Here is a 23,535-nt window from a genome sequence, read left to right as displayed (position 1 = left end):
CAACTGCTGGTGACAGTGGGCGCCGTCGAGCCAGGCTCACCCTAGGACTTCGCACACAGTCGAAGCAATGATCCTGTCGGACTCTGTTGGATCCTGATGGCTCCGATGTCGTTCAGTGACCCCGGAACGCCTCCTCCAGCCACCAGGACCCGTGCTCGCGGGCCACCTTGGCGTCGATGAGCAGGGGCGCGGACCGCGGCCCGGCGACCCAGTCCCGTACGGCCTTCAGGTCGGCGGGGGCACGCACGGTGACCGCCTCGAAGCCGTAGCCCCGGGCCACGGCGGCGATGTCCGTCGGCGGGAACGTCACCGTGTCGAGCGGGTGGCCGTCGGGGCCGAAGTGGTGGACCTCCGCTCCGTACGCGTCGTCGTTGTACACGACGACCACCATCGGCAGCCCGAGCCGCCGTACCGTGTCCAGGTCGGCGGCACCCATCAGTGCGCCACCGTCCCCGAGCGCGGCCACCGGAAGCCGGTCGGGCTGAGCCAGCGCCGCGCCGATCGTGGTCGCCAGGCCCAGGCCGATCGACTGGAACGCCTGGGTGAAGCAGAAACCGTGCTGGTCCGGCACCGCCAGATACGCGCTCGGGTAGCCCATGAAGTTGCCCGAGTCCACGCCGATCACCCGCTCGGCGGGGAGGATGTCGTCGAGCGCGATGCTCAGCGTGCGCGGATCGATCCGCTCCCGGCTGCCCGTGTCCTCGTACGGCACGTCCCGCATGCGCACGCGGGCGGCGATCGCCGCGCCGACCTCTGGCGTCCGGTACCCCTGACGCGCGTCGCCGCCCGCGTCGAGCACGCGGTGGGCCGTGAGTTCCACGTCGCCGGTGACGCCGAGCCGCACCTCCCGGTGGGCGCCGAGCGCCGACGCCTCGTCGTCGACCTGGACGACCGCCGCCTCGGGACCGATCAGGGCGCCGTGCCGCATGGTCCACATGTTGAGCGCGCAGCCCCAGCCCACGATCAGGTCGGCGCCCCGGATCAGTTCGGCCGCGAGCGGGGACGCGAAGCCTCCGGACACGTCGAGCGACCAGGGGCTGTCGTGAAAGAGGCCGCGGGCGACGGCCGACGTCGCGAGCAACGCGCCGTGCCGCTCGGCGAGTTGCAGGAGTGCGTCGCGGCTGCCGGGGTCGCGTGCTCCCCGGCCGGCCACGAAGACCGGTCGGTGCGCCTGCCCGAGCAGGTCCGCCAACGCCGTCACGTCGGCCGCCGACGGGACGACCGGCTCGCGTTCGGGCGGCGGCGCGGCCTGTGCCAGGGCTCCGTCGGGGACGTCCAGGGTCTGGACGTGGAGGGGGAGGTTGAGCAGGACCGTGCGCCGTTCGTGCAGGGCGCGGAGGACAGCTGCGCAGGTGACGTCGACCGCGTCCTCGGCCGAGGTGACCCGCGTCGAAACCGCGCCGACTGCTTGCGCGAGGGCCGCCTGGTCGACGTAGAAGTTGGACCTCGGCTCGGTGACCTCGGCCGCCAGGACGAGGAGCGGGGTGCGGCTCTTGGCGGCCTCGGCGATCCCGGTGACGGCGTTGGTCAGGCCCGGGCCCTGATGCACGCTCAGCGCGGCCACCTTGCCGCTCGTTCGCGCGTACGCGTCGGCCATCGTCGCCGCGCCGCCCTCGTGACGTGCGGCGACGAACCGCGCGCCCGTCGCGACCAGGGCGTTGGTCAGGTGGAAGTTCCCCGAACCGACCACCCCGAAGACATGGTCGACGCCCGTCGCGGCCAGCGCCCGTCCGACCGCTTCCGCGACCTTCATGACCGCTCCACCAGGGCGAGCACACGCGCCGGGGCCCCGGACCCGGTGACGATGGGCAGCGGTCCCGCGACGACGACGGCGCCGGTCGGCGGCAGGGCGCCCAGGTTCTGCAACTGGGTCAGGCCGTACTTGTCGCTGCCCATCAGATAGGAGTGGCAGGGAAACGCCGGGTCGAAGGAGTGCGCGCGTCCGGCGTCGGTGCCCACCGTCTCGACGCCGAGGCCGAGCACCGGGGACTCCTCGGCCACCCAGCGGGCGCACTCCGGCGACAGACCGGGGGTGTGCGGGCCGTTCTCGTCCGCGTTGAGGAACGGCTCCTGCGCGTGCGAACGGGCGTCCCAGCCCGTACGCAGCAACAGCCAGCCCCCGTCCGGGAGTGGGCCGTGCTTGGCCTCCCAGGCCCGCACATGGTCCACCTCGACCAGGAAGTCCGGGTCCTCCGCCGCCTCGGCCGTGAAGTCCAGCACCGCCGCCGGTGCGATCAGCCGGCCTGCCGGCACCGAGGCCACGTCGGCGAGATCCTTGCCGGTGACCCAGTGGTTGGGTGCGTCGAAGTGGGTGCCGGTGTGCTCGCCGGTGCGGAAGTTGTTCCAGTACCAGGCCGGCCCCCGGTCGTCGTATCTGCTGATCTCCTCCAGCTCGAAGACCGCGGTCTGACCGAAGGGGGGCGGCAGTTGGATCACCGGTGTGGACGACGACAACGGTGAGGTCAGGTCGACGACTTCGATCGACCCGCCCCGCAGGGCCGACACCAACGCTGCGAGGACGGACGGCTCGGACATGGCTGCCTCCTGGGACGCTGCTGGAACCACCAGCATCCCAGGCCGGGTTGACGCCGGGCGGGACCGCCCCGCAGCCCGGTCCCCGCTACGGGGCGCTCACTCGACGAACAGCCCCCGCGCCGCGGCCCGCGCGTCGAACTCCTCCAGGTGGGCCTGCGCGTCCGGCAGCGCGTCGCACATGGCCTCCAGGAGGACCTGGCCCAGCAGCATGGGGGCGCTCACCGTGTCGAACACCAGGCCGGTGCCCACGGCTGCCGGGAGCAGCAGATCGCTGTGGGCGGCCACCGGGGCGAACGTGCCGTCGGCGATCGTCACCACCGTAAGCCCCGCGTCCCGGGCGTGGTCGAGCGCGTCGAGGAGCTCACGCGGGTGGCGCGGCAGCGCGAAGCACAGGAGCGCGCTCGCACCGGCCTGCCGGGCCGCGTCGATCCGGTCGACGAGCATCGAGCCGCCCTCGTCGAGCAGCCGTACGTCGGGGTGGACCTTGGCCGTGAAGTAGGCGAACCCCCGTGCCTGGGCGGCGGAGGCGCGCAGCCCGAGCACCGGCAGCGGCCGGGAGGCGGCGAGCAGCCGGCCCGCACGTTCCACGGGCCCGGGGTCCGCGAGCAGGGACGCCAGTTGCCGCAGGTTGTCGATCTCGGCCCGTACCGCCTGCTGGTACGGGTTGTTCGACCGTTCCTCCGGCTCCGACCCGGCGGGCGCGACGTCCCGCAGGTGTCTGCGCAGCGCCGGATACCCGTCGAAGCCGAGGGCGACCGCGAACCGCGTCACCGACGGCTGGCTCACGCCTGCCAGTTGGGCCAGCTCCACGCTCGACAGGAAGGGCACGGCCGCCGCCTGCCGGACCAGGCAGTGCGCGATACGGCGCTGCGTCGGGGTGAGCCGACGGCCCTCGAAGAGCTGGTGCAGCCGTACGGAGGAACCGGTCCCGGCGGACTCAGCGGCACCAACGCCCTTGTCGGTGCCGACACCTTCACTCATCTGCTCCCCAGCCGGTCGTGTTCGGTCCCCTCTCCCCTGCCTGACGCGCCGGCCAGGAGAGAGGGCGGGCGGTGGTGCCGCGGCCGAACCGGGTCAGCTGACGAGGCCGGCCTTCGTCAGCCACTCCTCGGCGACCGCGCTGGCGTCCTCCTTGTCGTTGACGAGCTTCTTCATCATCTCCAGCAGGTCTTCGGTGGTGAGCTTGGCGGAGACGCCGTTGAGCGCCGCCTTCGCCGTGTCGTCGACCGCCGACTTGTAGACCAGGGGCGTGACGTTCTGCGAGGAGAAGAGGTTCTTCGGGTCCTCAAGGACCACCAGCTTGTCCGCGACGATGGCGGGGTCGGTGGTGTAGAGGTTGGCGGCCTGCACGTCGTCCGACTTGAGCAGCTTCACCAGGGTGGTCTGGGCGCCCGCGTCCAGCGGCTGGAACTTTCCGAACTCGACGCCGTAGACCGTCTTCAGGCCGACCCCGCCCTGCTGGCGGGTCTTGAACTCCGAACCGGCGCCGATCGTCATGTCCTTGGCGACCGGCTTGAGGTCGGCGAGGGTCTTGAGGTTGTACTTGGCGGCGGTCTCGGCGGTGACCGTCACCGAGTCCTTGTCCTCAGCCGCGGCGGAGTCGAGTATCTCGACCGATGAGGGGAGTTTCTCCTTCAGCTCGGCGTTGACCTGGTCCGTGCTGGTGGCGGTGCTGTTCTTGTCGACCGCCACCGACAGCAGGGCGCCGTTGTACTCCGGGAAGACGCTGATCCCGCCCTTGACCACCTGGTCGTAGTAGACCTCGCGGGCTCCGATGTCGAACTTGCGGGTCACTTTCAGGCCCTTGGCCTCCAGGGCCTGCGAGTAGATCTCGGCGAGCAGCTGGTTCTCGGGGAAGTTCGCCGAGCCGACGACGATGGCCTTGCCGCTGCCTCCGCTGTCGCCCGCCAGGGGATTGTCGTCGCTGTCCCCGCCACCGCCGCAGGCGGTCAGGGAGAGGGCGGCTATCAGGCCGAACGCGGCGCCGCGGTACATGCCTCGCATGGTGCTCATGGATGTTTCCCTTCTCGGAGCCCAGGGCTCGGAAAGTCAAAGGTTGTAGGAAATCAGGATTTCGACGGCGAGACCCGCAGGCCCGGCGAGACGATGACGCGCCGCAGCGCGGTGAAGACGAGCTGGACGACAAGTGCCAGGACGACGACGACAGTCGAGCCGCCGATGACCAGTTCGTAGTCGTTGCGGGAGAGCCCGTCGACGATGAAGCGGCCGAGGCCCCCGAGACCCGGGTAAGCAGCCACGGTCGCGGTGGCCACGACCTGGATCGCGGCGACCCGCAGCCCGAGGAGGATCAGCGGCAGCGCCATCGGCACCTCCACCCGTAGCAGGACCTCCCACTCGGTCATCCCGACCCCGCGCGCCGCGTCCCTGGTGTCGGGGTCCACGCCCCGGACGCCCTCGAAGGTGTTGATGAGGATCGGCGGGACCGCGAGGGCGACCAGCGCGACCAGGACGGGCGTCGTGCTGAGTCCGGCGACGGTGACCACGAGGACCACCAGACCGAAGGTAGGGATCGCCCGCGCCAGGTTCGCCACGCTCGCTACGGCGAACGCCCCACGGCCGGTGTGCCCGACGAGCAGCCCGAGGGTCAGCCCGATGAGGGCGGCGAACAGCAGGGACAGACCGCTGTAGGTGAGGTGTTCGAGAAGCCGATGGGGGATTCCGTCGTCGCCGTGCCACTGTGCCGAGGACGTCAGCCAGTCCCCCACGAGCCGGACCTGGTTCAGGAAGTCGTTCATGGCGCCGTCACCTTGTTCCGGGACCACGGGGTCAGCAGCCGCTGCGCCAGGACCAGCAGGGCGTCGGTGGCGAGGGCGAGCAGCATGATCAGCACGATCGCGGTGATGATCGGCGTCGGGAAGTCGAGTTGGAGACCACGGGTGATGTAGTACCCGAGTCCGCCCTGTCCGATCAGCTGTCCTACGGCGACGAGACTGATGGACGAGACGGCGGCCACGCGTACGCCGGCGATGACGACCGGTACGGCGATGGGCAGTTCGACCTGGACGACCCGGCGGATCGCCCCGAATCCCATCGCGGTGGCCGCGAGCCGGACGGGTTCGGGGACCGAGGCCAGCCCGTCGACGACGTTGGGCACCAGGACCGACAGCGTGTAGATCGTCAGCGGGATCATCACCGTGCGTTCGGTGAGCCCCGTGTACCGCACGAAGATCATGAACAGGGCGAGGGACGGAATCGAGTACAGGATGTTGGCCACGGTCAGCACCGGCGGGTACAGCCACCGCCAGCGGTGGCACAGGATGCCGAGAGGCACCGAGATGATCAGCCCGAACAGCACCGGCAGCAGGCCGAGTCTGAGATGGATCCCGGTGTAGTCGGCCAGTTCACCGGCGTGATCGCCGATCCACTGCCACCGGATCAGCGGCTCGTCGTCGCTCATTTCTCCTCACCGCCCGGGCCGTCGGCGTCGGCCATGACGGCGGACAGCTCGTAGGCGTCCGCGACCCCGACGACCGCGCCGTCGTCGTCCACGCCCACCGCGAGCCGGGAGGGCGACAGAAGCGCCGAGTCGAGGGCGGCCCGCGCCGAGTCGCCGACGAGGCTGAAGGTATGGCCGAGCGGTGCCAGCGGTACGTCCGACAGTGCGCCGCTCTGGGGCAGTGCGGCGACCGCGGCCCAGCCGAGCGGCCGTCGGCTCTCGTCGACGACGAGCACCCAGGGCTCGTCCGCCGCCCGCGCCGACGCCACGGACGCGCTCGACGGCAGCACCGGGCCCTCGCGCAGCGGCACATCGGCCCCCTTGACGAAGGACAGCCGGCGGATGCCCCGGTCCTGCCCGACGAAGTCGGCCACGAAGTCGTCGGCGGGATGGGCGAGGAGCCGCTCGGGGGTGTCGAACTGCGCCAGTTTGCCGCCGGTACGGAACACGGCGATGTTGTCGCCGAGTTTGATCGCCTCGTCGATGTCGTGGGTGACGAACACGATCGTCTTGTGCAGTTCCTTCTGCAGCCGGATGAACTCCGCCTGCAGCTCCGCCCGGACGACGGGGTCGACCGCGCTGAACGGTTCGTCCATCAGCAGCACGGGCGGGTCGGCGCCCAGCGCCCTGGCCACCCCGACGCGCTGCTGCTGTCCGCCGGAGAGCTGATGGGGATAGCGCTTGGCCATCTCACTCGGCAGCCCGACCAGTTCGAGCAGTTCCGCCGCCCGTGACCGCGCCTTCTTCCGGCTCCAGCCGAGCAGCAGCGGAACGGTGGCTATGTTGTCGAGGATGGTGCGGTGCGGGAACAGTCCCGCGTGCTGGATCACGTACCCGATGCCGCGGCGCAGCTCGGGTGCGTTGATCTCCCGGATGTCCTGGCCGCGCAGGCTCACCGTCCCGGCCGTGGGTTCCACCATGCGGTTGACCATGCGCAGAGTCGTGGTCTTGCCGCAGCCGGAGGGACCGACCAGGACCGTGATGCCACCCTCGGCCAACTCCAGGGACAGTTCGTCCACCGCTGTCGTGCCGTTTGGATAGTTTTTGCTCACTGCATCGAATCTGATCAAAGCTGCCCCTTACCCGACTGCATATAGTCATGCAGAGTTATCGGTGGCTGAATGACAGTCAATGGCCTGCTGTAAACGGCACGTTACATTCACAAGAAATAAGGCCCGGGACGCTTGAGCGGAGAGAGACAACCCATGGAACGAGCGCGGCCCCGGCCCGAAGCCGCGGTCGTCGTCGACGGGCGGACACTGTCGTACGACGATGTCGTCGCCGTCGCCCACCACGGCGCCCGGGTCGTCCTGGCGGACGAGGTGCTCCCCCGGTTGGAGCGCGACCGGGCGGTCGTCGAGGACGTCGTCGACCGCCAGGTGCCGACGTACGGCCTGACGACGGGCCTGGGCACCCGTTCGTCGTATGCCCTGCCGCGCGCCGAGCTGGAGGCGTTCAGCGTCCGTACGGTCAGGGGACGGGCCAACGCGGTCGGCGATCCGCTGCCGGTTCCCGTCGTACGGGCGGCCGTCCTCGCCCGCGTGAACGGCATCGCGGGCGGCGGCACTGGAGTGCGGCCGGAGATACCGCGGCTGCTCGTGGCGATGCTCAACGCGCGCGTGCATCCGGTGATCCCCGAGGTGGGGTCGATCGGCGCCTCCGACCTGTGCCAGTTGGCGCATGTCGGCCTGGTCGTCATCGGAGAGGGCCGCGCCGAGTTCGACGGCGAGGTGCTCGACGGCGCCACGGCACTGCACCAGGCCTCTCTCACGCCGGCACTGCTGGGCCCGAAGGACGGGCATGTGCTGTGCAGCGCGAGCCCGCTGGCGGCCGGACAGGGGGCGCTCGCCCTGCACGAGGCGGCCGCACTCCTCACCCTGGCCCAGTCGGTCACGGCGCTGACCTACGAGGGCTTCCGGGCGAACACGAGCCCGCTCGACGCCCGGGTCCTGGGCCTGCGCCCCGCCCCCGGCCAGTCCCGCGCCGCGCGCGAGCTGCTCGCCTTGTTGGACGGCGGTGCGCTGGTCGATCCGCGCAACGCGCGGCGGGTCCAGGACCCCGTCAGTCTGCGCTGCGCCGCCCAGGTGCACGGCGCCGCGTACGCCGCCCTGGGCTTCGCCGGCGCCGCCCTGGACCCGGAACTGAACGGCTGCGGCGACAACCCGGTGGTGCTGCCCGACACCGGGGAGATCCTCTCCTCCGGCAACTTCCACACCCCGGCCCTGGCCCTCGCCCTCGACACCCTCGCACTGGCCCTGACGCAGACCGCGTCGATCTCCGCCGAGCGCATGCGCCGGCTGCTCGACCCCGCCGTCAGCGGACTCCCCGCGAACCTCTCGCCGTACGGCCCGGAGCGCTCGGGATTCGCCCCGCTGACCAAGACCGCGCAGGCGCTGGTCGCCGAGATCCGCATGCTGTCCGCGCCGGTGTGCACCGACCCCCGGTACGGCGCGGACGCCGTCGAGGACGACTCGACCAACGCGGCACTCGGGGCACGCCGGTTGACGATCATGCTGACCCGGCTGCGGCAGCTGCTCGCCGTGGAGGCCCTGGTCGCCGCCCAGGCCGTGGACCTGGCGGCGCCGTCCACCCTGGGCCGCGGGCCCCGGCTTCTGCACCGTACGATCCGGGAGGCCGTACCCCGTCTCGACGACGACCGGCCCTGCGGGGTGGACGTGGAGGTGGTGAGTCACGACATCCTGGGGTCCGACGACGTCCGGGGCGCACTGCGCGCGCTGCTGGGAGAATCGTCAGCCTTGGTGGGAGGAGCGTCATGACCAACGTCGACGTACACCAGCATGTGTGGACCCCCGCGCTGGTGGCGGCCCTGCGTTCCCGCCGCGAACCGCCGTTCCTGGACGGCTGGACCCTGTACCTGCACGGTGAGCCGCCCTACGAGATCCCTCCCGCCGACCACGACATCGCCCGCCGTACGGAACTCGCCGGCGCCGACGGTCTGGGCCGGGTGCTCGTCTCCCTGTCCGCCCCGATCGGCGTGGAGTGGCTGCCCGCCGCCGAGGCGCGGCCCCTGCTCGACGCCTACCACGACGGTTCGAGCGCGCTCCCGGAGCCGTTCGGCGCGTGGGCCGCCGCATGCGTACGGGACATCGACGCGAACGTGACCGCCAAGGACCTCGACCGGGGGTTCGCCGGCCTCCAGCTCCCGGCGAACGCCCTTGCCGACGCCGCCGGTTACGCGCGGTGCGCCCCGCTGCTCGATCTGCTCGAAGAGCGCGACCTGCCGCTGTTCGTCCACCCCGGACCCGCGGCCGGCGAGTCCGAGGGCCCCGGCTGGTGGCCCGCGATGGTTCCGTACGTCCAGCAGATGCACGCCGCCTGGTTCGCCTTCCGCGCCTTCGGCCGGCCCCGCCATCCACACCTGCGGGTGTGCTTCGCACTGCTGGCCGGGCTCGCCCCGCTGCACGGGGAGCGCTTCGCCGCCCGGGGCGGCGGCCAGGAGACGGACGTCGATCCGGGCGTCTTCGTCGAGACCTCGTCGTACGGCCCTCGTGCCGTCGACGCGATCGTCCGCGCCCTCGGCACCGGCGCCGTCGTCCAGGGCTCCGACCGGCCCTACGCGGAGCCGCCCCTCCACCCCGGCTTCGGTCTGGGCGGAGCCGCGGCGTACGCCTTCCGCATCGCCAACCCTCGGCGGCTGCTCACCGGGGAGAACTGACGCTGACTTCCTGACCCGCCGACACCCGCAGACCCGCGGTCCCCTGCTCCACGCCGGGGACCGCGTCCGGGGCTCAGCGGCCGGTGCGGATCAGGCCCGTCAGATAGCGCCACAGCGAGGACCGCTGCCGGGCGGACGTGTCCGGCAGTGCCACCTCGGCCGGCTGCGCCGCACGGTCGTACCCCGACGGCCGCTCGGACACCGGGGCGAGCTCGTACCGTACGGGCAGTGACCGCAGACCTCGCATGAACGGCGAGGAGCGCCAAGGGAGTTGGTCGACGGGGAGGGCGAGGTCCAGGTGCGAGAACCGCTCGAACAGGCGCTCCACACCGACCGCCGCGACCGTCGACGCGAGTTCGCGCGCCGGGCACTGGCGTGGGCCCGCGCCCCAGGACAGATGCGCCCGGGTGCTGACCGTGGTGCTCGGGCACACGTTCTTGGCGAAGAGGGGGTCGGCGTGCGCCGCGGCGGAGGAGACCCACACCGGATCGCCCGCCCGGATCAGGTAGTTGCCCAGCGGGGTGTCCTTGGCCGCGAAGCGCGGTACGAAGTTCACCAGCGGCGGCTTCCGCATGACCACCCGGTTCATGGTCTCCCTGACCATCCCGGCGGACAGGCTGGCCCGCACGGTGCCCTCACCCGAGATGACCTCGACCACGGTGTTGGAGATGAGGATGCCGACGTGGTCGGACGTCATGCCCAGCAGCATGAACAGCTCGCGGGCCAGTTCGTCCAGCGAGAGTCCGGGGTGCGCGGCCAGCAGGTACGAGGGAAAGTCGTCTCCCGGCTTCTCCAGTTTCGCCGCCGCCAGTTCCGCCAGCGTCGCCAGCAGCCGCTCCAGGGCGGGCTCGGCGTCCGGACCCGCGTCCAGGACCCGCCACATGTCCATCAGCGCGTCGTCGCCCTGGGAACCGGGGATGCCGAGCAGATGGCTGGCCACCATCAGCGGCAGCGGCCGGGAGAACTGGGCGGACAGATCCGCCAGGCCCGTGCCACCGCCCTCACCCAGCAGGCTGATCAGGTCGTCGGCGCAGGCGGTGACAGCCCTCTTCAGCCGCCTCGCCTGGGGGTGGCCCGGGTCCTGGAACGGCTTCAGGGCCGTGTCCCACGCCGTCCGCAACGGCCGGTATCCGGGGCCGCCCTGGATCAGCACATGGTTGACCTCCAGGGACGGCCCGAGCGGCCAGTCGGCCGGCACTCTGCCCTCGGAGCGGGCGCGCCACTTCTCCAGCCCCTTCGGCCAGCCGTCGTCGTCCTGGAGCAGCTGGAGCGCCTCGCGGTAGCCCAGGACCAGCCAGGCGGGTACGCCCAGCAGGTCGACCGGTGCGACCGGACCGTGCCGCTGTCTCAGCCGTTCGTACACGAGTGAGGGGCGCGTCTCGTAGTCCCTGGTCAGCAGCGGTTCAGGTGACATCTCCTCCAACCGTGCGCCGTCCAGGTCCACAGATCCACCGTCGCCCCACTGGGATTCCATCGTCGCGTCGCCCCTCCAACACTCCCCGTACCGGCTTACGTTCAGCCGGTAGTTGGAAACGCTGGGACCTTACCCCAGGACGTACGGCGGAGTAACAACGGGGGCGCAAGCCGCAGTTGGGGACCGGCCGGGGACACCTTTCCCGGGCGTGGGATCTCAGGCCGCGGTGTACCCGAGCTGGCGCCTCATGTAGGGGGTCATGAGGGTCTTGGCCTTGGCCAGGGTGCTGGTGCGGCCGCCGAGGACCGCGGTCTCGCCGCCCGGCACGGGCAGCATGGTCACTCCGTCGGCCGACCCGAACGGCACGACGATCGGGGTGCGGTGGATCTGCCGGTAGGAGCGGGGCTGCCGGCGGTGCTTGCCGGAGCTCTGGAGGTACGCGCGGATGTTGTGGACGGCGAGGTCCGCCTGGGCGAGCGCGACCGGTGTGATCTTGAGTTCGCTGACGTCGTTCACGTCCCCGACGGCGAAGACGTCCGGCCAGCCCTCGACCCGGAGCGTCCGGTCGACCTTGACGTGCCCGGAGCTGTTCAGCCAGTCGCTGTGACCGGCCATGCGCAGCCAGAACGTGTTGGGGGTGGTGCCCGTCGCCCAGAAGGAACGGTCGGCGTCGATGACGTTCCCGTGGGCGTCGCGATAGGTGCCGAAGTCGTTGCCCGGAGACATGAAGGCGTCGAGCCGTACCTCGACGCCGTGGGACTCCAGCCAGGCGCGGGCCTTGTTCCCGGCCCGCTCGCTGCCCGTGGCGTGCAGCAGCGTCGGCCCCGAGTGGGCGAGCGTGACCCGGGCGTCGGGCCGGGCCAGGCGGATCTCGGCGCTGAGTTCGACGCCGGAGGGCCCGCCGCCGACGACGAGGACGTGATCCGCGGTGGCGATGTTGCGCTGGTGTCCGGCGAACGACTCGGCGGCCTCCTCGACGGTGGTGCCGGTGAAACGGGCCGGTTCGGGATAGTCGGCGCCGGTGGCGATCACCACCACGTCGTACGGGAGGCGCTCGCCCGTGGCCAGCTCCACCTGTCGCTCGGTGGTGTCGATGCGGACCGCTTTGCCCACGGCGACGCGGCCGTTGTGCAGCAGCCGGTCGTAGGGGATGAACGGCGTCGACGTCCATTCCGGGTGCACACCGGCGCGCAAAGAGGCGATGCGGTGGAAGAAGACCTCCTTGCGGTCCACCAGTGTGACGTGCGCCGTCTCGTCCAGCCGTTTCGCCAGACGTACGCCCGCATAGCCGCCGCCGATCACCACTACGTCGCCGTCACGCACACCGAGTCTCCTGCGCCTGGTCGGGTGGGGGGAGCGAGTGGCGCGGCTGGTGGGGCGCCATCGGCCACTCGGTTGCCGACGAGAGTAGCGCTTGAAACTTAAAGATCCGATGAGCTTCTGTGTACATCCCGTGAAACAACGGCCCCCACGGCCCCTGCCGTCCCGGCCGGGCGTACGCGGTCAGTCACCACGCGATGCCGACGGGCTGGGCGCGGACCTTGCTCTGCCCCGTCAGGCGGAACGTTTCGTCCAGCCGGTCCAGCCGGTCCGTCCGCAGGGCGAGGATTCCGGCGCGCAGTGCTGTCGCGATGAGATGCGTGCGGTTCTTCGCGCACAGCTTCTCCCGGACGCTGCGCATGTGGGAAGCCACGGTTCGAGGTGAGATCGACAGCTGATGGGACATGTCCGCGTCCGACATTCCGTGGGCTGCCAGAAGAAGGATCTCCAGTTCCCGGGTGCTGAGCCGGCCAGAGCTGTCCACTGCCATGGTGCCTGCCTTGTTCGGAGGGGGGTCGAGGACCCGCGAGATCGTCCTCGTGGTGCGTGGTGACTCTGCCCTGCCATCGGGGCCCCGGCCATCGACCATTGGACCGATACCTCGCGGCGGTCATCGGCCGATCGGCCTCGGTCCTTCCGCCGAAGCGGCTCTGCCGTAAGGAACGCGCCAACCGCCCGTCCCTTAGGGCCACTTGGCCCGTCGGTATTCTGCGGACGGCCGGACCTGCGACGTGATCCATGGCATGCTCGGCCGCGTGAGCCGCACCTCGACGCGCGTAATCATTGCCGACGACCAGGATCTGGTCCGGGCCGGTTTCCGTCTTATCCTCGACGCCCAGGAAGGCATCGAGGTGGTCGGAGAAGCCGCCGACGGGCTTGCGTGCGTGGAGTTGGCGCGCACATTGCGGCCGGACGTGTGTCTGGTGGACGTCCGTATGCCGAAGCTGGACGGGCTGGAAGTGACGCGGCTGCTGTCCGGCCCCGGAGCGATGTACCCGACCCAGGTCGTGGTGGTCACCAGCTTCGACCAGGACGACTACCTCAACGTGGCCCTGCGCAACGGAGCTTGCGGCTTCCTGCTGAAGGACGCCACCCCCGCGTTGCTCGTCGAGGCGGTGCGGGCGGCGGCGCGCGGTGACGCGCTGGTCTCGCCCGCGGTGACCCTGCGGCTGCTGAAGCAGCTGGAGGAACGGGCGTCGGCGCCGGCGAACGGTACCGGCGTTCCCGAATCATCGCTCAGCGCCCGGGAGTTGGAGGTCGCCCGGCTGGTGGCGGTGGGCCGCACCAACCAGGAGATCAGCGACGAGCTGTGCCTGTCCCTGTCCACCGTGAAGACGCATCTGGGCCACATCCACCACAAGCTCGGCGTACGCAACCGCGTCGAGGTGGCCGCATGGGCCTGGGCCAACGGAACCGTCCGGACAGGACGTTGACGGCAACTCCGTGAAGGTTCTGTAATCGATCTGTGTCACTGCCCACAGATCGATCCACTCCCTGCCAGGCAAGCATGCACATGCCTAATCTCCGGTTGTATGACAACTTCGTCACTCGCGGCACTTTCGGCACGAGCGACCCAGCCACATCTCAGGCCACCTCGGTTACCCCTGCAGGGGTGGAACCACCGCGCCCTGTACCCGGCTCTGGGCGTGCTGTGGCTGCTCGACCTGGGGATCATCGGGTCCCGGCAGCAGGGCCTCCTCGACTGGCTGCCACTCGTGACCGGCCCCCTCGCTCTGGCACTGGTGCTCGCGCCGGAATCGCGGCTGAGCACCGAGTTGCGGGCGGGGATCGCCGCGGCCGTCTCGACGACGGTGACGCTGAGCACCTGCCTGATGGGGTGGGCCATGCCCGAGTGGGGGCTGCTGGAGACGGCGTGCATGCTGGTCCTGCTCGCCCGTTCCTGCCGCAACGTCGCCCGGCCCGGCGTCGCCCTGGCACTGGCCGCCGCGATGGGGGTCAGCGTCATCGACGAACCCCTGCGCACCGGGGGCACCGCGATCACCCTCACCTATCCCTTCCTGCTGACGTTCGCCGTCGGCGGGGCGATCGGAGCGGGCTGCTATCTGCGCACCCTGGACGCCCGGCGCATCCGTACGATCGCCTCCATAAGGCTCGCCGAGCGGGTGCAACTCGCCCGGGAACTGCACGACTTCGTCGCGCATCACGTGACGGGCATCATCGCCCAGGCTCACGCCGCCGGGGTGATTCACCAGAGCTCGCCCCAACAGGTCGGCCCCATCCTGGGCAACATCGCCGAAGCCGGGCAGCGGACCATGGACTCCATGCGCCGGCTGATCCGCGTACTGCGCGAGGAAGGCGAGCAGACCACCATCGAGCGCCCGGAGGAGCCGTACGCCGAACTCACCAAACTGGTCTCGGCGTTCAGCGGCCAGGGTGACGGCTCGACCGCACAGCTCGAGATCACCGGCGCCGCCCTGCGCAGCAGTCTGCTGCCCGAGGTGGGCTCCGCGGTCCATCGCGTGGTCCAGGAGGCGCTGACCAACGTACGACGGCACGCGCCGGGTGCCCAGGCGACGGTGCGCGTCCACCGCACCCGCGACGACCTGCTCCGGGTCGACGTGTACAACACCGGCTCCACGAGGCGGGGTTCCCGACCAACGGGAGGCCACGGTGGCTACGGGCTGATCGGTCTGCGCGAACGCACGGAGGCCGTCGGCGGCGCCCTGACCGCGGGCTCCGCCGACGACGGCGGCTGGTGGCTCATCGCCCATTTCCCCCTGCTCGCGGAAGCCGCGCTCCCCGGCGCCGAAAAGTCCCCCGACCCGGTTCCCCCACCCCGCCCGCAATCCGGCCGCCACGCCAGACGGCACGGCCGGACGAAACCCGAGCCGGAGATGAACTGGGACGCGGGCTAGTCGATCCGGGGCGTGAATTAGGCAATTCTACGAATGTGCCGCGCGGGCCCGCCCTCTAGTGTCGGAGACCCAAAGGTGCCGGGACGGCCTTCTCACGTTCCGCAGAGTGGTGAAACGGCCCGGGCCGGGCCCGTCCTTTCGAGGGCCCGGTCCACCATTTCCCGTCCGCCACTTCGCGAACTGGCGGACCGGTGCCCCTCTTCGAGCAGACGCGGGAGCCACATGAGTACGGCCGTCGTGGTGGGCAGCGGCCCGAACGGTCTCGCCGCCGCCGTGTTCCTCGCCCGGGAGGGTGTCGAGGTCACCGTCCTCGAAGCCGCCGACACCATCGGCGGCGGCACGCGCACCAGCGAACTGACCCCGGGACTTCTGCACGACCACTGCTCCGCCACCCACCCCATGGCCGTCGGTTCCCCGTTCCTGCGCGGCCTCGACCTCGGCCGCCACGGCCTGACCTGGTGCCTGCCGGACATCGACTGCGCGCACCCGCTGGACTCCGGCGGGGCCGGCGTCCTGCACCGGTCGGTGCAGGAGACGGCCGACGGCCTCGGCGGGGTGGACGGACGCAACTGGCGGCGGGTGTTCCAGCCGCTCGTGGACGGCTACGACGCGCTCGCCGAGGACCTCATGCAGCCGCTCACGCATCTGCCGCGGCATCCTCTGCGCCTCGCCCGGTTCGGGCCGCAGGCCCTGCTGCCCACGGCCGCGGTGGCCCGGCTGTGGCGGTCGGGGACCACCCGCGCGCTCTTCGCCGGGGTGGCCGCGCACGCCTTCCGCCCGTTCGACCGGCCGGCGAGCGCCGCTGTCGGCCTGACGATCATCGCCGCCGGCCACCGGCACGGCTGGCCCGTGGCCTCGGGCGGCTCCCGGGCGATCAGCGACGCGCTGGCGGCCCTGACCGTGGAGCTCGGCGGCCGGATCGAGACCGGTGTCCGGGTGCGCTCCCAGGCCGATCTGCCCCCGGCCGACGTGGTCCTCTTCGACCTCACACCGCGCGCGGTCGCCGACATCCTGGGCGACCGGCTGCCAGGGCGGGTGGCCCGGGCCTATCGCCGGTACCGTCACGGACCCGGCGCCTTCAAGGTCGACTTCGCCGTCCAGGAAGGGGTGCCCTGGACCGCCGAGGCGGCCCGCCGGGCCGGCACCGTCCACCTCGGCGGGAGCTACGAGGAGGTCGCCGGCACCGAGCGGGCGATCCACGCCGGGCGCATGCCGGAGCGGCCCTTCGTGCTCGTCGGCCAGCAGTACCTGGCCGATCCGCTGCGTTCCAAGGGCGATGTCCACCCGGTCTGGACGTACGCGCACGTTCCGCACGGCTACGACGGCGACGCCACGGAGGCGGTCGTCGCGCAGATCGAACGGTTCGCCCCCGGATTCCGCGAGCGAATCCTGGACATGGCCGTCCGCTCCCCGGCCGCCTTCGAGGAGTACAACCCGAACTACGTCGGCGGTGACGTCGTCGCCGGGGCGAACACCGCCTTCCAGCTCGTGCTGCGCCCCCGCGCCGCACTCGACCCCTACAGCACCGGCGTGCCGGGCATGTACATCTGCTCCGCCGCGACGCCACCGGGAGCCGGCGCCCACGGCATGTGCGGCGCGAACGCGGCCGCGTCGGCGCTGCGCCGACTTCGCGGATAAGCGATAAGGGATAAGTCCTTCTCCGAGAAGGCCCGGACCACACGGTCCGGGCCTTTTTCGCGCCGCCCGCTCACTGTGAACTCCGTCACTCCGAAATTCGTCAATTTTCAGGATGTGAGGCCCCTGGAGGCGCCCGTAGTGTTCTTTCTCGAAGGGCACGGAAAAAGGTTCTCCGAAGCCCTCGAAACGAAAGGGAAAAGAAAATGAGCAGCATTGCGAAGGCGATGGACCGTATGGACCTCCCCGTGGAGGGTGTCATCCTCGCGTCGGCTCGTCCCACCCTCGGCACCCCGCGCATCGGCCGGGTGAACGGCGCCAACGCCCTCAACGCGCTCGCCGCCCTGGGGGACCTGGCTCAGGTCGCCGGCGGTGTCGGCCAGGTGGTCGGCGCGGCCAGCGCGGTGGAGGCCAACAACGCCGCGGTGGACGCCAACAACGCCGTCGCGAACGCCGCGAACGCGCAGGCCGCGGCCGTCGGCGGCGCTGTCTGATCCGCTCCGCACAGCCTCACTCCCCGCGGCTGTCAGGAACTGATCGGCGAAGTGCATGAAAAAACCGCCGGGCCAGAGGTGTGTTCTGGCCCGGCGGTGTGCCTTGAGGCAAATAAATCGCAACAAGAGGCTACCACGAAAGAGGGGCCCGTGAAATTCAGTGGCCGCATAAGCGGAAAAACTCCTCCCGTCATTCCGGGAAGGATCACCTCTGCGGTGTTCGGACCGGCTCCGGTCGGCAGGGATCGCGCCATCGGCATGTCCGAGCGGCTGGCCGCGGTGTCCAGCCTGCAGTCCTCCCTGGAGTACCTGACCCAGCGCAAGGACATAGAGAAGGGCGGCATGAACGACTGGGAGGTCGCCCGGCAGTACCTGGCCGGGGCCGGCCCTCTGACGCGCCGTCTGGTCGACGGCGTCAGCGGGGTACGGACCACGACCGCCCTGCACGCCGCCCGCTCCGCCGTGGCCGTCGGCATGCTGCTGCCCGGCGACTCGCGCTGGCGCGGCGCCGGCAACGTCTTCCTCGGCGCGTCGTCCGCCCTGCTCTCCCCGCGCCACCACTACGGCGGCGACGGCTCCGACCAGGTGGCCACGCTGGTGCAGCTGGCCACCGGCGCGGCCCGCCTGGTGCCCTCGCCCGCGGCCAAGGACGCGCTGCTGTGGTACGCCGCCCTCCAGGCCAACATGGCCTACGCGATCTCCGGCTGGGTCAAGCTCTTCGGCAAGCCCTGGCGCGACGCCACCGCGCTCGGCGGCGTGATGCGCACCCGTACGTACGGGCACGAGGGCATGCACCGGTGGACCCAGGAACACCCGAAGACCGCCAAGGTGCTCACGCACAGCGTGCTGGCACTGGAGTGCTCCTTCCCGCTCGTCTACGCCAGGGGCGGCAAGCTGACCCGCTCCATGATCACGAGTGCCGCCGCTTTCCACGTGGCCAACGGCTACTTCATGGGTCTCAGCAGGTTCGTGACCGCCTTCCCCGCGTTCCACCCCCTGGTCGCCTACACCGCCGCCCCCCGGTCCCACCCCACCATCGCCGGCCGCGACGACCGTGCGCTGACCGCCGCGGTCGCCGCTCTCGCGGGCGGCACCGTCGCAGCCGCCGCCACCGCTGTGCGACGGCGCCTGCGCACCACCGAGGGCTGGCACACCTCCCGCACGCTGACCACCCGGAGCAGGAACCTGCTCCAGTACGAGGAGTACTCGCCGGGCGATCCCCAGCAGCCGGTCGTCGTGCTGGCGAGCGGGCTGCTGTCGACCAGCGAGCACTACGCGTGGATGGCCGAGCGCCTGTGCTACGAGACCCGGTACGGGGTCATCACCTACGCCCGCGCCGGATACGCCGGCAGCCACCGGCACGCCACGACGGCCTTCCGGCTGTCGGAGTCCGTCCAGGATCTCGTCGATCTCGTGAACGGCGCCGTCGCCCCGGACCGCAAGGTGATCCTCGTCGGCCACTCCATCGGGGGCGAGCTCGCCCGCCGCGCCGCCCGCCACCTGGGCGACCGGCTCCAGGGCATCGTCTATCTGGACTCCTCCCACCCCGGCCAGTTCACCAGCGGACTGGGCGCGAGCGAGAAGGGCCTGGCCGGTAACCTCACGGCCGTCAGCCGGGCGCTGCGGCTGGGCACCGGCATCCTCGTCACCCGCCCGGCGTGGATCGGCGAACTGCCGTACGCCTACCGGAAGAAGGTCTTCGCGCAGTATGCGGACGCCCGTATGTGGGAGGCCGCGCGCCGTGAATGGAAGGCGATCCGGGCCGACTTCAAGTCCTTCACCGGCGCGCTCGCCCGGATCGAGGGCGTGCCCGCGCTCGTGGTCTCGGCCCAGCGGACCGTGGACCGCAACCCCGAACAACTGCTGCTCCACAGGGAACTCGCCGAGGCCCATGCCGACGCGCGCACCGAAACCGTGGTCATCGAGGGCGCCACCCACGAGACCATGCTGATCACCAGCCGCTACGCGAACCAGGTCACGGACCGCGTCATCGCGTTCTTCGACGACCTCGGCCGTCGGACCCCCACAGCCCCGGCCTCCTCCTCCCGCCCCGTCGGCCGGAAGGAGAGCGCCCGATGAAATCCCTGCCACGCCCGCAACTGAGGAACGCCCTCACCGGAGAGGGCGCCCCCTGGCGGATCGCCGGAGCCGCCGTGCTCCTGCTGACCTTCGCCGGCCAGCACCCCCACCACGACTTCAGCCGGGTCCGGACCCGGGACCACTTCTCGCTCCTGCCGAACTGGCGGTTCTTCGCACCGCACCCGGCCATGCACGACTACCACTTCCTCTACCGCACGGTGAGCGGCGACGGTACGGCCTCCACCTGGCGCGACGCCAGCGGCATCGTCGACCGCAAGCCCATGCACCTGGTCTGGTTCCCGACCCGCCGCGCCGACAAGTCCGTCTTCGACGCGTGCCAGGAGATCCTGCCGCGCCTCGAACAGGGCTTCGCGGCCGCCGCCCACACCCCCGGCTACCGCCTGATCACCGAGCACGTCCGCACCCGTATCGCGGCCGAGGACACACCGCCCGACGACGTCAGGGGCTTCCAGTTCGCCCTGGCCTCCGGCACCGGCTACGACCTGCGCCAGGGCCCCCGGCTGATGTTCGTCTCCCCGTTCGTCCCGCTCGACCCGCACGCCCCGGCCACTCCGCTCACCCCGGCCGCCCCGTCCGCACCGCCCGCCTCTTCCAAGACAGAAGCGAGGGCCTGACCATGAGCTTCGACAACCCCTTCTTCCTCACCGGCCTCGCACTGGTCGGGGTCGGCCTCGTCAGGGCGGCCCTCCTGTACGTCCAGGTCCTCCGCGGACGCGAGCAGGACGGGAGTGACTCCGAGTGAGCCCCACCGGCCCGCGGCCCCCGGCCAGGCCGCGGGCCGTGCACCGGGCGGTCCCGCAGCTCCATCTCCATCTCCTGTGGGGCAAGGGCGCCAAACCGTGGCGGGCGCTCGGCCGGCACCGCAAACTGATCGCCCTCGGCATCCTGCTGGGCCTGCTGGGCGCCACGGCGTCCCTGGCCCAGCCCGCGGTCATCGGCGCCCTGGTCGCCACCGTGGAGGCCGGACAACCGGTGACCGAACCCATCCTGCTCGCCGCCGTCCTGTTCACCGTCGACGCCATCCTCGGCGCCCTCCACTCGTACGTGATCGGGCTCGCCGGGGAGAACATCGTCTACGACATCCGCAGCAACCTCGCCTCCCGGCTGCTGCGCTCCCGGTTCCGTGCGTACAGCGGCTGGAAGCAGGGCGACGTGTTCGCCCGGATGGTCAGCGACACGCTCCTCGCCCGCACCACGATGACGCACGCCATCGACAGCATCATCCAGAACGGCTTCCTGGTCGTCGGCGGCCTCGCGCTGATGGCCTGGGTCGACGAGGTGCTGCTCCTGGCGACGGTGGGCTGTCTCGGCGTCACCAGCGTCATCTCGCTGTGGCTGGCGCGCGGGGTGCGGAAGGTGTCGATCACCAACCAGACCGACACCGGCAACTTCGGCTCCGCGCTGCTGCGGGTGCTCGGTGCGATGCCGACCGTGAAGGCGTCCCGTGCCGAGGGCCGGGAGGCGGAGGGCATCGCGGACATCGCGAAACAGGCCCGCAAGTCGGGGATCAAGGTGACGGTGCTGTCGTCGCTCCTCGACCCCACCATGAGCATCGGCACGCAGCTCGCCCTGACCGTGGTCATCGCTCTGGGCGCGGCCCGCACCGCGACCGGCGACATGACCGCCGCCAACCTGACGGCCTTCATCCTCTATCTGTTCTACCTGGTGGCCCCGCTGCTGACGCTGTTCACGTCCATCGCGCAGTTCCAGGTCGGCAGGGCGTCGATCGACCGCCTGGCGGAGCTCGGGAGGATCGAGGTGGAGGGCGAGAGGACGGCGGACCACCCGGCGGACCGGAGGCGCAGCAACCGCCCCGGCGGCCCCACGTACGGCAGCGGACTCGCCTTCGACAAGGTGGCCTTCTCCTATCCCGGCACCGACAAGCTCGTCCTCGACGACGTCTCCTTCACGGTCCCCGCCACCGGCCTCACCGCCGTGGTCGGCCCGTCCGGGGCGGGCAAGAGCACCGTCTTCCAGCTCATCGAGCGGCTCTTCGACCCGGTGTCCGGGGCGATCCGCATCGACGGCACGGACATCACCGACCTGCCCCTGAACCAACTCCGGTCCATCGTCGGGTACGTCGACCAGGACCACACCCTGCTGCGCGGCACCGTCCGCGACAACCTCACCTACAGTGCGCCGGACGCCGACGACAAGGACATCGCCGAGGCGCTGCGCATGGCCAACCTGACCGAGGTGATCGGCGCGCTGCCCCAGGGCCTCGACACCGAACTCGGCGACCGGGGCGCCGGCTTGTCGGGCGGCCAGCGCCAACGCCTCGCCATCGCCCGTACGTTGCTGCAGGCGCCCCGGTTCCTGCTGCTGGACGAGGCCACCGCCAACCTCGACACCGAGTCGGAGAACGCGCTGCGCGACAGCATCACCATGATCTCCGGCTTCTGCGCGGTCATCGCCATCGCCCACCGGCTGTCCACCGTCACCGAGGCCCAGCAGATCGTCGTACTCGACCGGGGACAGGTGCACGCCGTCGGCACCCACGGCGAACTCCACCGGCACAGCGACCTCTACCGCCGGCTCGCCCGGCTCCAGGAACTCAGCGACGTGGCGCCCTGATCCATCGATCCCGGCAGGAGAACCTGATGAACGACTTCCTGTTGACCCCGCTCGTGGTGGCCGTCGGCATCGTCGGCTTCCTGATCGCCACCGGAGCGGTCAGCACCCCCGCCGTCATCGGCGCCGCCGTCATGATCCTGTTCGGCGCCTGCTCGCAAGCCAGACGGAACAGCCACCCGAGGCACACCCCATCCAAGAAGCGGAGGCAGCACCCATGAGCACGTTCACCAAGCCCACGACGACCGCCGTCATCGACGACATCGGCTACGGGCGGCAGTTCGACAGCTGGTACCACCGGCTGTTCCCCGACGACGCGTCCGTCGTCGCCGAGGTCGAGCGCCTGGCCTCCCTGCACCCCGACCCGGCCTCGGGGACCGTCGAGTTCGGCGTCGGCAACGGGCGGATCGCGCTGCCGCTGTCACGCCACGTCGGCACGATCACCGGCATCGACTCCTCGCCCGAGATGCTCGGCGTCCTCCGCCGCAACCTCACCGACGACACCCCTGTCGAGGCCGTGCACGCCGACATCCGCACCTACACCGCCGACCACACCGTGGGGCTCGTGTACTGCGTCTGCGCCACCCTGTCCATGCTGCTCACCCCCGAGGAACAGCAACAGGCAGTGCAGCGCGCCGCCGACCTGCTCGCCCCCGGCGGCCGGCTCGTCATCGAGACCCACAACAAGGCGGCCGTCGTCGCCCTGCACGAGGGCCGCAGCCGCGCCACGTACTTCACGCCGTACCCGGAGCCCGGTACCGGCCTGCAGAGCCACTCCGTGTTGCTGCCCGAGGGCTCGCTGTGGCACCTCTCCCATGTCTGGTACGAGTCCGACGGCACCACCCGCGTCGGCACCGAGGTCTCCCGCCTGACCACACCGGAGGAGATGGACGCCTACGCCCGCGCCGCCGGCCTCGAACCGGAAACCCGCCTCGGCGACTGGCCCGCCGACGCGGAACCCTACGACCCGCACTCACCGCTGGCGATCTGCACCTACGTCAGGCCGTCGTCACCCCGGCCCTGAGAGACGGGAACGTCCTTTGTCAGTGGTCTGCTGCATGATCGGCGCGTCAGTTCTTCTACCGGGTGGGGGCGTCATGGCGATCACGAACGAGCAGGCGGCGGGGCATGCGTTTCTGCAGCCGCTGTACACGGACACGTACTACCCCGATCACGTCGTCGACAGGGGCAAGGAAATTCTGCTTCGGCTGTGCGAGCGGATCGAGGCCGAGCAACCGTCGGACCTGACCGCCCTGTATGTGCTCACACAGGCCGCGACGGAGGAGTTCAACCTGCTGGAGGCGGCGTTCGACGCGGCCGGGAGTGAGATCGAGACGGTGGCGCGCGAGGCGATCGGCGAGGACTTCTGGTTTGTCGCGTCGGCCTACGGCTTCGCGGACGCGGACGGAGAGGAGCTGATCGCCACCCGGGACTGGTGAGCGAGGGCTCCCCGCCAG

The 23,535-nt window shown here is 70.9% G+C and carries 23 protein-coding genes; 13 read left to right on the top strand and 10 right to left on the bottom strand.

Going from position 1 to position 23,535, the window contains the following annotated elements; all coding sequences use genetic code 11:
* Nucleotides 1-112: 112 nt before the first annotated feature.
* From ACH4TV_RS11465 to ACH4TV_RS11435, 7 genes are all read right to left on the bottom strand, one after another.
* Entirely contained in the window at nt 113-1,753 is a 1,641-nt protein-coding gene (locus tag ACH4TV_RS11465; RefSeq protein ID WP_398396731.1) for a thiamine pyrophosphate-binding protein, read from the bottom strand.
* The gene (locus tag ACH4TV_RS11460; protein WP_398396730.1) at nt 1,750-2,535 is read right to left on the bottom strand and encodes a cyclase family protein; all 786 of its coding nucleotides are present in this window, start codon (nt 2,533-2,535) and stop codon (nt 1,750-1,752) included. The genes ACH4TV_RS11465 and ACH4TV_RS11460 overlap by 4 nt, the downstream gene beginning before the upstream one ends.
* A 96-nt stretch (nt 2,536-2,631) precedes the next feature.
* Nucleotides 2,632-3,516 (bottom strand): MurR/RpiR family transcriptional regulator, encoded by an 885-nt coding sequence (locus ACH4TV_RS11455; protein WP_398396729.1) that lies wholly within the window; start codon nt 3,514-3,516, stop codon nt 2,632-2,634.
* A gap of 93 nt (nt 3,517-3,609) precedes the next feature.
* Nucleotides 3,610-4,530, bottom strand: coding sequence for an ABC transporter substrate-binding protein (locus ACH4TV_RS11450; protein WP_398397746.1), 921 nt, complete (start codon nt 4,528-4,530; stop codon nt 3,610-3,612).
* 71 nt (nt 4,531-4,601) lie between these two features.
* On the bottom strand, nt 4,602-5,291 hold the full coding sequence (locus tag ACH4TV_RS11445) for an ABC transporter permease (protein WP_398396728.1): 690 nt from the start codon (nt 5,289-5,291) through the stop codon (nt 4,602-4,604).
* A complete protein-coding gene (locus ACH4TV_RS11440; RefSeq protein WP_398396727.1) occupies nt 5,288-5,953 on the bottom strand; it encodes an ABC transporter permease in 666 nt (221 codons plus the stop codon). The genes ACH4TV_RS11445 and ACH4TV_RS11440 overlap by 4 nt, the downstream gene beginning before the upstream one ends.
* Entirely contained in the window at nt 5,950-7,062 is a 1,113-nt protein-coding gene (locus ACH4TV_RS11435) for an ABC transporter ATP-binding protein (protein WP_398396726.1), read from the bottom strand. Before ACH4TV_RS11435 ends, ACH4TV_RS11440 begins: the two co-directional genes overlap by 4 nt.
* A 135-nt stretch (nt 7,063-7,197) precedes the next feature.
* On the opposite strand from ACH4TV_RS11435, the gene hutH reads away from it, so the two are divergent.
* The gene (gene hutH / locus ACH4TV_RS11430) at nt 7,198-8,769 is read left to right on the top strand and encodes a histidine ammonia-lyase (RefSeq protein WP_398396725.1); all 1,572 of its coding nucleotides are present in this window, start codon (nt 7,198-7,200) and stop codon (nt 8,767-8,769) included.
* Nucleotides 8,766-9,668, top strand: coding sequence for an amidohydrolase (locus ACH4TV_RS11425; RefSeq protein ID WP_398396723.1), 903 nt, complete (start codon nt 8,766-8,768; stop codon nt 9,666-9,668). Before hutH ends, ACH4TV_RS11425 begins: the two co-directional genes overlap by 4 nt.
* Before the next feature lie 73 nt (nt 9,669-9,741).
* Here the strand turns inward: ACH4TV_RS11425 and ACH4TV_RS11420 are convergent, their stop codons facing one another.
* The 3 genes from ACH4TV_RS11420 to ACH4TV_RS11410 form a co-directional block, all read right to left on the bottom strand.
* Nucleotides 9,742-11,142 carry a cytochrome P450 gene (locus ACH4TV_RS11420; protein ID WP_398396721.1) on the bottom strand — a complete coding sequence of 467 codons (1,401 nt, stop codon included), beginning with the start codon at nt 11,140-11,142 and terminating at the stop codon, nt 9,742-9,744.
* Nucleotides 11,143-11,298: 156 nt separating this feature from the next.
* The gene (locus ACH4TV_RS11415) at nt 11,299-12,405 is read right to left on the bottom strand and encodes an NAD(P)/FAD-dependent oxidoreductase (protein ID WP_398396719.1); all 1,107 of its coding nucleotides are present in this window, start codon (nt 12,403-12,405) and stop codon (nt 11,299-11,301) included.
* A gap of 184 nt (nt 12,406-12,589) precedes the next feature.
* Nucleotides 12,590-12,892, bottom strand: a complete 303-nt coding sequence (locus tag ACH4TV_RS11410) for a response regulator transcription factor (protein WP_398396716.1) — start codon at nt 12,890-12,892, stop codon at nt 12,590-12,592.
* Between the two features lie 253 nt (nt 12,893-13,145).
* On the opposite strand from ACH4TV_RS11410, the gene ACH4TV_RS11405 reads away from it, so the two are divergent.
* The 11 genes from ACH4TV_RS11405 (at nt 13,146) to ACH4TV_RS11355 (ending at nt 23,517) form a co-directional block, all read left to right on the top strand.
* A complete protein-coding gene (locus ACH4TV_RS11405) occupies nt 13,146-13,835 on the top strand; it encodes a response regulator (RefSeq protein ID WP_398397744.1) in 690 nt (229 codons plus the stop codon).
* Between the two features lie 213 nt (nt 13,836-14,048).
* A complete protein-coding gene (locus ACH4TV_RS11400; RefSeq protein WP_398396713.1) occupies nt 14,049-15,278 on the top strand; it encodes a sensor histidine kinase in 1,230 nt (409 codons plus the stop codon).
* Between the two features lie 222 nt (nt 15,279-15,500).
* Nucleotides 15,501-16,916 (top strand): phytoene desaturase family protein, encoded by a 1,416-nt coding sequence (locus ACH4TV_RS11395; RefSeq protein ID WP_398396710.1) that lies wholly within the window; start codon nt 15,501-15,503, stop codon nt 16,914-16,916.
* A 203-nt stretch (nt 16,917-17,119) separates the two neighbouring features.
* A complete protein-coding gene (locus ACH4TV_RS11390; RefSeq protein ID WP_319094485.1) occupies nt 17,120-17,407 on the top strand; it encodes a hypothetical protein in 288 nt (95 codons plus the stop codon).
* A gap of 216 nt (nt 17,408-17,623) precedes the next feature.
* The gene (locus tag ACH4TV_RS11385; protein ID WP_398396707.1) at nt 17,624-19,486 is read left to right on the top strand and encodes an alpha/beta fold hydrolase; all 1,863 of its coding nucleotides are present in this window, start codon (nt 17,624-17,626) and stop codon (nt 19,484-19,486) included.
* Nucleotides 19,483-20,121 (top strand): hypothetical protein, encoded by a 639-nt coding sequence (locus tag ACH4TV_RS11380; protein WP_398396705.1) that lies wholly within the window; start codon nt 19,483-19,485, stop codon nt 20,119-20,121. The genes ACH4TV_RS11385 and ACH4TV_RS11380 overlap by 4 nt, the downstream gene beginning before the upstream one ends.
* Nucleotides 20,122-20,123: 2 nt before the next feature.
* Nucleotides 20,124-20,249, top strand: coding sequence for a hypothetical protein (locus ACH4TV_RS11375; protein ID WP_398396703.1), 126 nt, complete (start codon nt 20,124-20,126; stop codon nt 20,247-20,249).
* Nucleotides 20,246-22,081 (top strand): ABC transporter ATP-binding protein, encoded by a 1,836-nt coding sequence (locus ACH4TV_RS11370; protein WP_398396701.1) that lies wholly within the window; start codon nt 20,246-20,248, stop codon nt 22,079-22,081. The genes ACH4TV_RS11375 and ACH4TV_RS11370 overlap by 4 nt, the downstream gene beginning before the upstream one ends.
* Nucleotides 22,082-22,107: 26 nt before the next feature.
* A complete protein-coding gene (locus ACH4TV_RS11365; protein ID WP_398396699.1) occupies nt 22,108-22,299 on the top strand; it encodes a hypothetical protein in 192 nt (63 codons plus the stop codon).
* Complete coding sequence (locus ACH4TV_RS11360; protein ID WP_398396697.1) at nt 22,296-23,102, top strand: class I SAM-dependent methyltransferase; 807 nt, start codon at nt 22,296-22,298, stop codon at nt 23,100-23,102. Before ACH4TV_RS11365 ends, ACH4TV_RS11360 begins: the two co-directional genes overlap by 4 nt.
* Nucleotides 23,103-23,175: 73 nt before the next feature.
* On the top strand, nt 23,176-23,517 hold the full coding sequence (locus ACH4TV_RS11355; RefSeq protein WP_398396695.1) for a DUF5713 family protein: 342 nt from the start codon (nt 23,176-23,178) through the stop codon (nt 23,515-23,517).
* Nucleotides 23,518-23,535: the final 18 nt, after the last annotated feature.

Origin of the sequence: Streptomyces sp. NPDC020898, assembly GCF_044333925.1 — a bacterium.
GTDB lineage: Bacteria > Actinomycetota > Actinomycetes > Streptomycetales > Streptomycetaceae > Streptomyces.
Note: the sequence above shows the minus strand (reverse complement) of the source record. Positions and strands in the feature narration are given on the sequence as shown.